Source organism: Pseudomonas sp. R1-18 (assembly GCF_051132095.1).
Taxonomy (GTDB): Bacteria; Pseudomonadota; Gammaproteobacteria; order Pseudomonadales; family Pseudomonadaceae; genus Aquipseudomonas.
Genome location: NZ_CP071658.1, coordinates 1335130 through 1347032, shown reverse-complemented (window position 1 = coordinate 1347032; position 11903 = coordinate 1335130). Strand labels below are relative to the sequence as shown.

General features: G+C 59.8%; 15 protein-coding genes. 7 read left to right on the top strand and 8 right to left on the bottom strand.

Going from position 1 to position 11903, the window contains the following annotated elements; translation table 11 throughout:
* Positions 1 to 5 precede the first annotated feature (5 nt).
* Positions 6 to 299, bottom strand: a complete 294-nt coding sequence (locus tag J3P77_RS06250) for a BolA family protein (RefSeq protein ID WP_434680412.1) — start codon at positions 297 to 299, stop codon at positions 6 to 8.
* A gap of 16 nt (positions 300 to 315) precedes the next feature.
* Positions 316 to 843, bottom strand: a complete 528-nt coding sequence (locus tag J3P77_RS06245) for a DUF2059 domain-containing protein (protein WP_434680410.1) — start codon at positions 841 to 843, stop codon at positions 316 to 318.
* Positions 844 to 1024: 181 nt separating this feature from the next.
* Between J3P77_RS06245 and J3P77_RS06240 the strand changes: the two genes are divergently transcribed.
* Complete coding sequence (locus tag J3P77_RS06240; protein WP_434680408.1) at positions 1025 to 2419, top strand: class II fumarate hydratase; 1395 nt, start codon at positions 1025 to 1027, stop codon at positions 2417 to 2419.
* Positions 2412 to 3026, top strand: coding sequence for an NAD(P)H-dependent oxidoreductase (locus J3P77_RS06235; RefSeq protein WP_434680406.1), 615 nt, complete (start codon positions 2412 to 2414; stop codon positions 3024 to 3026). The genes J3P77_RS06240 and J3P77_RS06235 overlap by 8 nt, the downstream gene beginning before the upstream one ends.
* 20 nt (positions 3027 to 3046) lie before the next feature.
* On the opposite strand, the gene J3P77_RS06230 is transcribed toward J3P77_RS06235, so the two are convergent.
* Positions 3047 to 3643, bottom strand: coding sequence for a tRNA-uridine aminocarboxypropyltransferase (locus J3P77_RS06230; RefSeq protein ID WP_434680404.1), 597 nt, complete (start codon positions 3641 to 3643; stop codon positions 3047 to 3049).
* Between the two features lie 176 nt (positions 3644 to 3819).
* On the opposite strand from J3P77_RS06230, the gene J3P77_RS06225 reads away from it, so the two are divergent.
* Positions 3820 to 4134 carry a hypothetical protein gene (locus tag J3P77_RS06225; protein ID WP_434680402.1) on the top strand — a complete coding sequence of 105 codons (315 nt, stop codon included), beginning with the start codon at positions 3820 to 3822 and terminating at the stop codon, positions 4132 to 4134.
* A gap of 87 nt (positions 4135 to 4221) precedes the next feature.
* Here J3P77_RS06225 and J3P77_RS06220 read toward each other — a convergent pair whose 3' ends face one another.
* On the bottom strand, positions 4222 to 4344 hold the full coding sequence (locus J3P77_RS06220) for a PA1414 family protein (protein ID WP_434680400.1): 123 nt from the start codon (positions 4342 to 4344) through the stop codon (positions 4222 to 4224).
* A 195-nt stretch (positions 4345 to 4539) separates the two neighbouring features.
* A complete protein-coding gene (gene rmuC / locus J3P77_RS06215; protein ID WP_434681908.1) occupies positions 4540 to 5904 on the bottom strand; it encodes a DNA recombination protein RmuC in 1365 nt (454 codons plus the stop codon).
* Positions 5905 to 6603: 699 nt separating this feature from the next.
* Here rmuC and J3P77_RS06210 point away from each other — a divergent pair.
* From J3P77_RS06210 to J3P77_RS06195, 4 genes are all read left to right on the top strand, one after another.
* Positions 6604 to 6909 (top strand): hypothetical protein, encoded by a 306-nt coding sequence (locus J3P77_RS06210; protein WP_434680398.1) that lies wholly within the window; start codon positions 6604 to 6606, stop codon positions 6907 to 6909.
* 475 nt (positions 6910 to 7384) lie between these two features.
* Positions 7385 to 7609, top strand: a complete 225-nt coding sequence (locus tag J3P77_RS06205; RefSeq protein WP_434680396.1) for a hypothetical protein — start codon at positions 7385 to 7387, stop codon at positions 7607 to 7609.
* A 265-nt stretch (positions 7610 to 7874) separates the two neighbouring features.
* Positions 7875 to 8354, top strand: a complete 480-nt coding sequence (locus J3P77_RS06200) for a hypothetical protein (protein ID WP_434680394.1) — start codon at positions 7875 to 7877, stop codon at positions 8352 to 8354.
* 159 nt (positions 8355 to 8513) lie between these two features.
* A complete protein-coding gene (locus J3P77_RS06195; RefSeq protein WP_434681906.1) occupies positions 8514 to 9788 on the top strand; it encodes an OmpP1/FadL family transporter in 1275 nt (424 codons plus the stop codon).
* 53 nt (positions 9789 to 9841) lie between these two features.
* Here the strand turns inward: J3P77_RS06195 and J3P77_RS06190 are convergent, their stop codons facing one another.
* From J3P77_RS06190 to J3P77_RS06180, 3 genes are read right to left on the bottom strand one after another with little or no spacing between them, the layout of a single operon-like run.
* Positions 9842 to 10438, bottom strand: a complete 597-nt coding sequence (locus J3P77_RS06190; RefSeq protein ID WP_434680392.1) for a glutathione peroxidase — start codon at positions 10436 to 10438, stop codon at positions 9842 to 9844.
* Between the two features lie 60 nt (positions 10439 to 10498).
* The gene (locus tag J3P77_RS06185; RefSeq protein ID WP_434680390.1) at positions 10499 to 10621 is read right to left on the bottom strand and encodes a hypothetical protein; all 123 of its coding nucleotides are present in this window, start codon (positions 10619 to 10621) and stop codon (positions 10499 to 10501) included.
* Positions 10618 to 11826 (bottom strand): MFS transporter, encoded by a 1209-nt coding sequence (locus J3P77_RS06180; protein WP_434680388.1) that lies wholly within the window; start codon positions 11824 to 11826, stop codon positions 10618 to 10620. Before J3P77_RS06180 ends, J3P77_RS06185 begins: the two co-directional genes overlap by 4 nt.
* Between the last annotated feature and the right edge of the window lie 77 nt (positions 11827 to 11903).

The window sequence follows — 11903 nt, the reverse complement described above, 5'->3', positions numbered from 1 at the left end:
AGGCCTCAGTGGCCGCCCGCGCAGGTCGGCGAGGCAGGCGCCGCGCCGGTTCTGGCCCATTCCTCAGGGGTGTAGGTGTGAAGAGCCAGCGCGTGGAACTCACCCATCAGACCGCCCAGAATGCCGTAGACCTTCTGGTGGCGCTTGACCGAGTTGAGCCCTTCGAACTGCGCGCTGACAAGGATGGCCTTGTAGTGCGTCTGCTCGCCACGGCTGTGCATGTGGCTCTCATCGAGCACTTCCAGATGTTCAGGCTGAAGCAGCGCAAGCGCCGACTCGATTCGTTGTTGCATGCTCATATCAAGGCTTCTTGTATCAAGGCTTTTTGGCTGGCGCCGCGGCGGCAGGCTTGCCAGGTTCAAGCTCGGCAGTCATATCGGCCAGCAGCTTGTTGACGACCGGAACGGCGCTTTCCAGTTTGCCCTGGGTCAGCTGGGCCGACTGTTGAGCCAGTTCGGGCATTTTAGTCATGACTTTCTTGCCCAGTGGAGACTGGTAGAACACGACCAGATCTTTCAACTCGCTTTCAGTAAAGTTGGCGGTGTAGAGCTTGACCATGTCCGGCTTGAGCTTGTTCCAGCCAATGGCTTGGTCGAGCGCGGTGTTGGCCTTGGCCTGATAGGTTTCCAGCAACGCCTTCTTCGAAGCAGGCGCCTTGGTTTCAGCGAAACGCTGAGCGAACATCTGCTGGACTTGCGCGTAGACTGGAGCGCCCAGCCGGTCGGCATTGGCAAGCTTGAGGAAGGTTTCGGCACTCGCATTGTGACTGGCGGTGTCGGCAAGAACCTGACCACTGGCGCAAACCAGTGCGACCGCTGTACAGATGGCACGAAGACGGGTCATCGAGTTTCCTTATCTAGCTGGCGAGGCATTACCTCTGGGCCGACCATTCTGCGCCCATGATTGCCACAGGCTCAACCCCCCGGTCGCCCAGCGGTTAAAAACCAATCGGCGGGAACCCTGCCCGACCAAGGGCACCTAAACTTTCTCTGCCCCACGCAATGACCTTAAAGGAGTAAGTACAGTGACTCGCACAGAAACCGACAGCATTGGCCCAATCGAAGTCCCGGAAGACGCGTATTGGGGTGCCCAGACCCAGCGCTCACTGATCAACTTCGCAATCGGCGACCAGCATATGCCGCTGCCGGTTCTGCATGCCCTGACGCTCATCAAGAAAGCGGCTGCCAGGGTCAATAACCGTAACGGCGACCTGCCGGCAGACGTCGCGCGCCTGATTGAACAGGCGGCTGACGAAGTCCTGGATGGTCAGCACGACACACAGTTTCCGCTGGTCGTCTGGCAGACCGGCAGCGGCACCCAGAGCAACATGAACGTCAACGAAGTGATTGCCGGGCGGGCCAACGAGCTGGCCGGCCAAGGGCGCGGCGGCAAGACACCGGTGCATCCCAACGACCATGTCAATCGCTCGCAGAGTTCCAACGACTGCTTCCCTACCGCCATGCATATCGCCACGGCGCAGGCGGTCAAGGAGCAACTGCTGCCGGCGATTGCCGAGCTGTCCAACGGGCTGGCCGAGCAGTCGGCGCGCCACATGCAACTGGTCAAGACTGGCCGCACCCACATGATGGATGCCACGCCAATCACCTTCGGCCAGGAGCTCTCGGGGTTTGTCGCGCAGCTGGATTATGCCGAAAAGGCGATCCGCGCGGCCCTTCCCGCAGTGTTTGAACTCGCCCAGGGTGGCACCGCGGTGGGTACCGGTCTGAACTCGCCCAATGGCTTCGCCGAGGCAATTGCCGCGGAACTGGCCGCGTTGTCCGGCCTGCCGTTCGTGACAGCGCCCAACAAATTCGCCGCACTGGCCGGGCATGAGCCGCTGACCGCGCTGTCCGGTGCGCTCAAGACGCTGGCCGTGGCGCTGATGAAAATTGCCAACGACCTGCGCTTGCTGGGTTCGGGACCACGAGCCGGGCTGGCGGAAGTCCGTCTGCCCGCCAACGAACCTGGCAGTTCGATCATGCCCGGCAAGGTCAACCCGACCCAGTGCGAAGCCCTGTCGATGCTGGCCTGCCAGGTGCTGGGCAACGACGTGACCGTCGGTTTCGCCGCCAGTCAGGGTCATCTGCAGCTGAACGTGTACAAGCCGGTAATCATCCATAACATTCTGCAATCGATCCGGCTGCTGGCCGACGGCTGCCGTAACTTCAACGAACATTGCGTTGCCGGCATGGAGCCCGATGCCGAGAAGATGGCCGAGCATCTGGAGCGCGGCTTGATGCTGGTGACCGCGCTCAACCCGCACATCGGCTACGACAAGGCTGCGCAGATCGCCAAGAAGGCCTATACCGAAGGCCTGACGCTGCGCGAAGCGGCGCTGGCGCTGGGTCACCTGACCGACGAACAGTTCGACGCCTGGGTTCGCCCGGAAAAAATGCTTGAGGCGGGCAGCAATGGCTGATTCCGTAAGTGGCGCCACGCCACTTGAAGGCAGCGGCAAACGCATCCTGATGGTCTATGGCACGCCCAAGGCCGTCAGTTTCTGTCACGCATTGGCAGACGCGTACGCACAAGGCGCGCGAGGCGAAGGCCATGTGGTGCGAACGTTGAAACTGGGCGAGCTGGAATTCGATCCGGTGCTGCACCACGGCTATGAACAGAGCCAGAACCTCGAACATGACCTGCTCGAAGCCCAGCGGCAAATCCACTGGGCCGAGCATCTTGTGCTGGTCTATCCGGTCTGGTGGGGCGGCGTGCCAGCGTTGCTCAGCGGGTTTCTGGACCGGGTGCTGATGCCGGGCTTCGCCTTCAAGGTTCACGGGCGTAGACATGCCGCAAATGAACTGCTCAAAGGCCGAACCGCCGAACTGCTGGCCACGCTGGATACCTCGCCGCGCTATTTCCGCTGGGTGTACGGCGCGCCCGCGCATCGGCAGATGACCCGCAGCGTGCTTGCATTCTGCGGCATCAAGGTCAAACGCCTCACCGAATTCGCACCCGTGCAGACGTCGACCGAGGAACAGCGCCAGCAGTGGCTGCACAAGGCCCAGCAACTCGGCCGCCGCTGACAACCGCAACGCGCCTGGCGTCAGCCACGGTCGTGATTGCGCCGGTAGGTTTCGTCGCCCATTGCTTGAATCTGACCTTCGATCAGCGCATCGAAGGGACGCAACAGCGCGTCGAACGATGCCGGAGCTTCCAGCGTCCGCAAGGCATGGACCACCGCTTCAAGGGTGGACAACGCGTCCGCCGCGGGCGCCTTGCGCAGGCGATAGCGAGATGCGGGAGCGTCATTCAGCGTCACTCGCGGCAGCGCCGCCAGCAACGGATTGAGGTGCAGCAACTTGCGCGCCTTGCGCCACGTACCGTCGGGCACCACCAGTAGCGTCGCGGTCGCACCGGCGCTGTCAACCACCAGGGGTCGTGCATCGTCACCTGGGAACAACAGGCGCGCGGTGTAGCCTGGCTGGTCAAGTAGCTCTTGCAGATTATCGAACACCTCGCCCACCACCAATTGCGCGTTCACCAGCCCCAGGGCGGCAAGACGCGCCGTGTTGAGGGCGTGATTGGCCTCGCTCGGATGCTGAAGCAGCAGCACCCGTGTGCGGCTGTTCAGTCGCGGGATCAGCGGGCACAGGCAGTGCGGGACCGGACGCAGACAGCGTTCGCAACGCGGGCGGGACATCGAAGGTTTCTCATGAAAGGTGGGCGGCGCGGGGTCGCCGACGCAGGCCGATTATTCTCGCATCCGCCGAGCCGCTTTGCGCAGCTGACGTTTATTTTTGAGCTAGCCTGAATAAACAGGGCTGGCGCCATGTAGACCCCCTGATGAATCCACAGGATCTGAACCAGGGGTTCACAATGAATCGCGAGGAGATCAAACAAAGGGTACTGGATGCGTTGGGCGTGATTCTGATCGACAAGGATGCCATTCGGGAAGATGCCACATTCCAGGACCTGGTACTGGACGACGAGGATGTCGATGAGCTGTTCAATACACTTGGAACCGAGTTCGGCTTCGAGTTTCCGGAATTCATCAAACAACGAGCCGTACACAAACCCCAGCATCTGTCCTTGCCGATGGTGGTCGACCTCATTCTGCTGATGCAGCAGGAATCGGGCGCGGACAGCCAGACGGGTTCAGGATCGCGAACCGCCGGCAACCCCGGTATCTGAGAGCCGTTACTGGAAAGGGACGCTTGATGCGTCCCGTCAGATACGCATGCTCGCCTGCAGCCTGGCTAACAGGCGTTGCGAACGTCTTCAGCGACGCGGGCGGCGCCGGTCGTCATCAGTGCGCACGGGAATGGGCAGGGGCTTGGGTCGTTCGATCAGGCCCAGGGCAACGCCGACGTCATGGAGCCATTCTTGCAGTTTGCTGTTCATAAAAGCCCCCTTGAGGGAAAAACACGGCAACCAACTGATGCTGATCACTCATATAGAGATCATAGAACCAAGTTGCAGCTTAGCCGAGGGTCACGGAAAACATTTTCCTGTCGCGGCAATGTGACATCTACTGAACCTGACGGCCAGTCCACGCGACAGGCGGACGAATAGCTGGCCGCTCAGTCAGGATATCGGCTAGTCGGGCAAACGCATGAGCCCGTCTTCATCGGTCATTGCACGCTCCAGCAGGTCGGCTGGCAGCTGCTTGCTGGCGCGAGCGCCAAGCAGCTTGAGTTGTTCGCTGCGGCTGATCAGGTTGCCCCGCCCTTCCGTCAGTTTGTTGCGTGCGGCCGAGTAGGCCTTGTCCAGTTGCTGCAGGCGACTGCCGACTTCGTCCAGGTCCTGAATGAACAGCACGAACTTGTCATACAGCCAGCCGGCCCGCTCGGCGATCTCCCGAGCGTTCTGGCTCTGACGTTCCTGCTTCCAGAGGCTGTCGATCACCCGCAAGGTGGCCAGCAAAGTGGTCGGGCTGACGATCACGATGCTGCGGTCGAATGCGTCCTGGAACAGATTCGGCTCGGCCTGCAACGCGGCGGAAAAAGCAGCCTCGATCGGCACGAACAGCAGCACGAAATCCAGGCTGTGGAGACCTTCCAGACGCTTGTAATCCTTGCCCGACAAGCCTTTGACATGGTTGCGCAACGATTGCACATGTTGTTTGAGCGCGGCCTGACCGATGACGTCATCATCGGCCGAGACATATTGCTGATACGCGGTCAGGCTGACCTTGGCATCCACCACCACCTGCTTGTCGCCGGGCAACATGATCAGCACGTCCGGCTGGAACCGCTCGCCATCCGGGCCTTTGAGGCTGACCTGAGTCTGGTACTCACGCCCCTTCTCAAGCCCCGCGTGTTCCAGCACGCGCTCAAGAATCAGCTCGCCCCAGTTGCCCTGGGTTTTCTGGCCCTTCAATGCGCGGGTAAGGTTCGTCGCCTCGTCGCTCAACCGCAGGTTCAATTGCTGCAGACGCTCAAGCTCCCTGGCGAGCGAAAACCGTTCGCGCGCTTCGTTCTGGTAGCTTTCTTCAACCCGCTTTTCAAACGACTGAATGCGCTCCTTGAGCGGATTGAGCAACTGGCCGAGCTGCTGCTGACTGGTCTCGGCAAATCGCTGCTCACGCTCGTCGAATATCTTGCCCGCCAGCTCCGCGAACTGCGCTCGCAACTCGTCTCGCGATCTCTGTAGATCGTTGAGCCGCTGCTGGTGGCTTTCCTGCTGTTCGCGCAGCTCTGCGCTCTGGGCGGCACATTGCGCGTCGAGCCGACGCAGCTCAGCCTCTTTGCTGGCCCGCTCCATGCTCCAGCCCAGCGCCGCGTCCCGGCCGTTATCGCATTCCTGACGCAACAGTTCGACTTCCCGGCGCACCGCCGCCAGCTCGGCAAGACGTGCCGAATTGGCCTGGCTCAGGTCGCTGATCTCGTCCCGGCCGGCATCGAGCTGAGCATTGAGGCCGTCCTGAGCCATCTGCGCCATGCTCAATCGCTCGTCGAGCAGCCCGACCTGCGCCTGCGCGCCCGCCAGCCGACGTTGCAGATGCCACACCAGTGCCAGCAGTGGCAGCGCGGCGAGGCCAAGGCCGATCAACAGGCTGTTCAGTTCAAAGGCCATAACGACTCCAGGGCAACCGGTTCAGTGCCGACGACCGCGTCGCTCGACAGGACGATAAAAACGTCTTGGCGGCAAGCGTGACTCAAACCAGGCATGAGGAACAGGAGGGAAAATCGGGGGGTCATTACTCTACTCGGTTTCCGGGCCGGGATCACGATGAATGTGCCAGCAAAATGTGTTGGGACAATCCACAGAAGCTGTGGATAACTCAGTGGACAACCCCCCTTTAACCCTCGCAAACGTAGATGGAATGGGGCCTGCGTTCAAACTGACGATTTTTTCACCAGCCAAAAAAAATGATGTTTTTCATTGACTTAATAATTCACCACGGTAAATCAAACCCTTAGAAGCCTATGTGACAGTGATGTGGCAGATTGTGTCGCTAATGTGCAAAAGCCTTTTTCAGGCGGTTTACACGCTGTTTCAAGGGCTTTACAACAGGCTTTGAAGACGGTGATGCTCGCCTGTCTTATCCAGATCGACGAGTGATCGGGCCATCAGCAATATCAGCGTTCGGCAGACTGTGCGATCATTGCGCGCCTCGCTATCACCTGGCGCGTCAGCCAGAGGACATCCCGGACAGCAATGAACGACATTCTGAAGCTTGTTGCGGTGCTGATCGGCATAAGCGGCGTCGCGATTGCCGCCAGCATCGTGCTGCCCGCCCCCGACGGCGGCGTGTTCGCCTACACCATCCTGCTTTCGGCCATCGTCGTGACACTCATTGTCTGCGACGCACTGGGTGAAGGTCGAATAAGTTCGGTGGGCGAAATCATGCTCGCCATGGAAGAAAAACGCCCCGTCAGACTCACCGTTGCAGCGTACCTGCTGGGCTGTTCGATGGTTGCGTGCGTGACAGTGCTGGTCTATCGACTTGCAGGTCGACTGTAAATATTTTTCGTCATGCCTCTTTCAATCCATTTTATTTTCCGTTAGCATTGCCGCCGTTAGTACCAAGCTGAAAGTCAATTCCGGTCGTAAAGTCCCCCGACAACGCTTTCCATGAGTTCGCGATGTTGGCAACAAGGGATCGACCACCTCGATGGTTTCCAGGCATGAACCTCCGCATTGATGCGCCGCAGTTGGCGACAGTGCAGTGACGGCAATCATGATCTGCCTCAACCAGCCTGCAATTGATCAGGATCTTCACCCGGAGCGTCGAACCTTTGCTCCTGTTGTGCTGCCTGCCCTCCTAAGTACCTACCTGTCAGCCCGAGCGCCATACGATAAAGCGCGCTTCAACTGACTGCCTTGTTCCAGTCAGGTTCTTCGCCCAGACAGGCCTCGATATTCGACGCCCGCCCGCGTTCACTGGAACCATTATTGATGCACGGTATTGTTCCGTGTCGTTTCAGGAAACACCTACATGACTACTCAAATCCAGACCCAGGATGCTATCCGCACCCTCACCAACGCTTTTGCGCCCATGAACTGTCTGATCATGGCTGCCCGCAAAGGCTGCTTCAGCTTCACCGTCGTCAACGAACATGGCATCGCCCGTCACACCGAACGCCTTTACCCCGATCAGTACGCCAGCGCGGAACCGCTGCAGGCCGTGATCGACCGCACTCGCCAGGCACTTGTTGCCTGAAGACGACCGCGAGCCGTTTCGAAAGCCCCGCCTTGTTGCGGGGCTTTTTTTCGCCTGCGCGAATGTGCGAATTCACGCCAGTTAATCGCCAACTGATCTATAGAAAAAGCTGCATAACCGAAATCGATGTAATAACAGCCCTTTACAACATATAGATGAGACTACACTTCAACTTGAGCGATCCTAGTCGCTTTCGGCGGGCCCTGCTGACTAACACTGACGTGCGCAGGGCCCACCGGCCACTTCTTGCGAGTAGACAGTCATCATGGGCATTGCCGCAATCGAATTATGCCGCCACGTCATTCGCCCTACCCTGCTTTATCTGGACCGCCAGAGCACCTGCGCCGAGTCGTTGCTGCTGGGCATCGCCGCCAGCCAGTCAGCGCTGGGAGCCGAGCTCGACAGCCCGCGGGGTCACGGCCTGTACAGCATTCCGGAACTGCTTCATCGCCATTTATGGGACAGTTATCTGGCGCTGGATCCGGACCTGGCAAGTCGCGTTCGCGGGCTGGCCAGTCAACATGCATTTCTCAGTTCACCGCATCTGGAACTGACCGTGAACCTGCGCTACTCCACAGCCATCGCCTGGCTGATGATCGAAGCCCAGACTCCGTCGCTGCCCACCGAGGACGATCCGCTGGCGATGGCCAGAATCTGGAGAATGGTTTTTCAGCCCCAGGGTCGCCTCGAAGACTTCATCACCGTCTGGAACTCCAGCGTCGCCCCTCTTTATTTACCGGCATGAGTCATCCCGCCAGCGAGCACGATCAGGAAATTTCTCTGCACACTGACTGGATTGTCCTACAAGAATAGCTCTAGATCGGGCCATTCAGCCTATAGCGCGCCAACGAAAATGTTGGTAATTTCCGCGCGGTGACCACAAGGAGTTCCAATAATGAAAATAATGACAAAAGTAATGCACAGGACCACCCTCGGTCTGGCTATTGGATTGGCATCTTCCCAAGTGCTGGCTTCGGGCTTTGCACTCAACGAACAGAGCGTCAGCGGCATGGGCACCGGCTTCGCCGGGCGGTCCTCTTCGGCCGATGATGCGAGCACCGTTTTCGGCAACCCTGCCGGCATGTCCAAGCTCAAGCGCGAAGAGATCAGCTTCGGCGCGGCAGCGGTCATCGCCAAGACCGATATCGACAATGGTCGCGGTACTTTTGGCGGCAGCAATGATGGCGATATGGTACCGCTCGTCGGCGTACCCATGGGCTACTACGTCAAGCCGATCGACGATCACTGGGCATTCGGCGTGGGTGTCTACGCACCTTTCGGTCTGGTTACCGACTACGAAAGCGGCTTTGCCGGCCGTTACTGGGGCGACAAGAGCTACGTTCAGGTCGTGACCTTTCAGCCGACCATCAGCTACGCCTTCAACGACAAGATTTCCATCGGTTTCGGTCCGACCATCAACCGGATCGACGGCGAACTGACTTCTGCGGTACCGAATGGCGCACCACGCGGTAGCAACGATGGCAAGGTGAAGATCGAAGGCGACGACACCGCTCTGGGCTTCAACGCCGGTATTCTGGTCCAGGCTACCGACGCTACTCGTCTGGGCCTGACCTATCACTCCAAGGTCGATTACAAGCTTGAGGGCAAGACCAAGATCCAAGGCGCGGGTTTCGGTCCGCTGAGTGGTCGCAAGTTCGACGCTTCTCTGGACATCTCCACGCCTGAATCGGTGGATTTCTCCGTTACTCATGTGCTGGACGAAAACTGGACCGTCTACGCCGGCAGCACCTGGACGCGCTGGAGCCGTCTGGAAGACATCACCGTAAACAACGCAGGGGTTCCGGCCGCGCTGGGCGGCTCGGCAGGCGCTATTGGCACGATTGCCGAAGAGCAGAACTGGCACGACACCTGGGCGCATGCCATCGGTGCTTCGTACAAGGTCAACAAGGAATGGACGCTGCGCACCGGTTTCACCGTGGACCAGTCGCCGGCCAACAACGAAAATCGTTCGCCACGCATCCCGACCGGCGATCGCCAGATCCTCAGCTTTGGCGCTGGCTGGAGCCCGACCGACGATATGACCATCGACGTCGCGTACTCCTATCTGCGTGAAGAAGAAGCCAAGATCCGCAATGTAAGCGCTACAAAAGGTGCGTACAGCGCTGACTTCCGCAACACCGCACATGGTATCGGTACTTCAATTACCTATCGTTTCTGATACCTGAAGGTGGGCTGGCCGCAGAGCCAGCCTGATGACCGAACCCGCTTCCATCAATAGAAGCGGGTTTTTTCTTTCTTTTTTTCCTCTTCCGACTTCTCCGGTTCGGACGCTATCGCCCTTTCGACGGCTTCGATGAAATCGGGATCGTCGGGCTTGGTCATGCTGGAAAAGCTGGCGATGACCTTGCCTTTGCGGTTCACCACGTACTTATAGAAATTCCAGCGCGGCGGGCTGCTCTGCTCGGCCAGTTCCTTGAACAGATGCGTTGCGTAGTCCCCCCGAACCACCTGCGGTTCGGTCATGGTGAATGTCACGCCGTAGTTCACGTAGCACACCTTGGCGGTTTCCTCTCCATCGCCCGACTCCTGCTTGAAATCGTTGGACGGTACGCCGAGCACCTCAAGCCCTTCGCTCTTGTAGCGCTGATTGAGCGCTTCAAGACCTTTGAACTGCGGGGCAAAGCCACAGAAGCTGGCCGTGTTGACCACCACCAGTGGCTTGCCTGCAAAGCGCTTGCACAGATCGATGGTTTCCTTGGCGCGCAGTTTGGGCAGCTCACCTTCCAGCAAGGACGGACAGTCGGCGGCCAGCGCCACGCCGTTCAGGGCAAGCAGCAGAATCGGGATCAGGGTCAAGCGAGCTTTCATCGAAACGTACCTGGCAATGTTGTTCTCTGCACAAACGCTAGCCCACGCAACCGGTTATGCCTAGCAGGCACCCATGCCCAGTTGCAACGCGGCAAGACCGACCTGCTGCCACGCCCACCAGATCAAGGCAAGTACTGCGCTGCCAGTGGTGATTGCAGCGACCCAGGGCCAGGCGTGGTTCACGCGACGCGCGCCTGAGGTTGCAGCCGGGCGACCGGACGCTCGCGCACCGGCCAGTTCAAGGCCGCCGCCAGCAGGCTGAGCAGGATCGACACTTGCCATATGAGGTCGTAGCTCCCGGTGTGGTCATACACGAGGCCGCCCAGCCAGCCGCCGAGAAAAGCGCCCAGTTGGTGGAAGAGAAACACGATACCACCGAGCATCGACAGGTTGCGCACACCAAACAGCGTCGCCACGGTACCGTTGGTCAGTGGCACCGTCGAAAGCCACAACAAGCCCATCGCCACGCCGAACAGATACGCCGTGGTCTGGCTCAACGGCACCCAGAGAAACAGCACGATCACCACGGCGCGCAGCAGATAAAGCGCAGTCAACAAGCGCGGCTTGGACATTTTCCCGCCCAGCCAGCCGGCCGTGTAGGTGCCGAAGATATTGAACAGACCAACCAGCGCCAGCACGGTCGTCCCGACCTTGGCGGGCAGATGTTGATCAACCAGATAGGCCGGCAGGTGCACGCCGATGAACACCACCTGAAACCCGCAGACGAAAAACCCCAGCGCCAGCAACCAGAATCCAGAGTGCGAACAGGCTTCGCGCAGAGCCTCGCCGAGTGTCTGCTCGCCGCCGAGGACGGGTGCCGGGACATCCTTGAGCATGCCGACCAGCGGCAGGATCAACGCCACCAGCACCGCCAGCACCAGCAACGCGCCGGACCAGCCCAGCCAACTGATCAGGCCCAGCGAACCAGGCAGCATGGCGAACTGACCGAATGACCCGGCGGCACTGGCGATGCCCATTCCCATGCTGCGTTTTTCGGCGGGCAAGGCTCGCCCGACGACACCCAGGATGACCGAGAACGAGGTGCCGGAAAGGCCGATGCCGATCAGCAGGCCGGCGCTCAGCGACAGGCTCAATGGCGAGTCCGCCAGACTCATCATTGCGAGACCGACTGCGTACAGCAGGCCGCCAATGAACACGACTCGGGCCGCGCCATAGCGATCCGCCAGCGCTCCGGCAAACGGCTGGGCCAGGCCCCACAACAGGTTCTGCAGCGCGATGGCAAAGGCGAACACTTCCCTGCCCCACCCGAAGTCGGCACTCATCGGCGCCAGAAACAGGCCGAAGCCATGCCGGACACCCAGTGACAACGCGAGTATCAGAGCACTGCCCAGCAGGATCCAACCGCTGGTACGCCAGACCGATGTCATTATTGTTGTGCTCCCGTGAGCGTCGATTATTCCCGCGAAACTACGCGTGCCCCGGCGAGCGTGTCAATTGGCCGTCA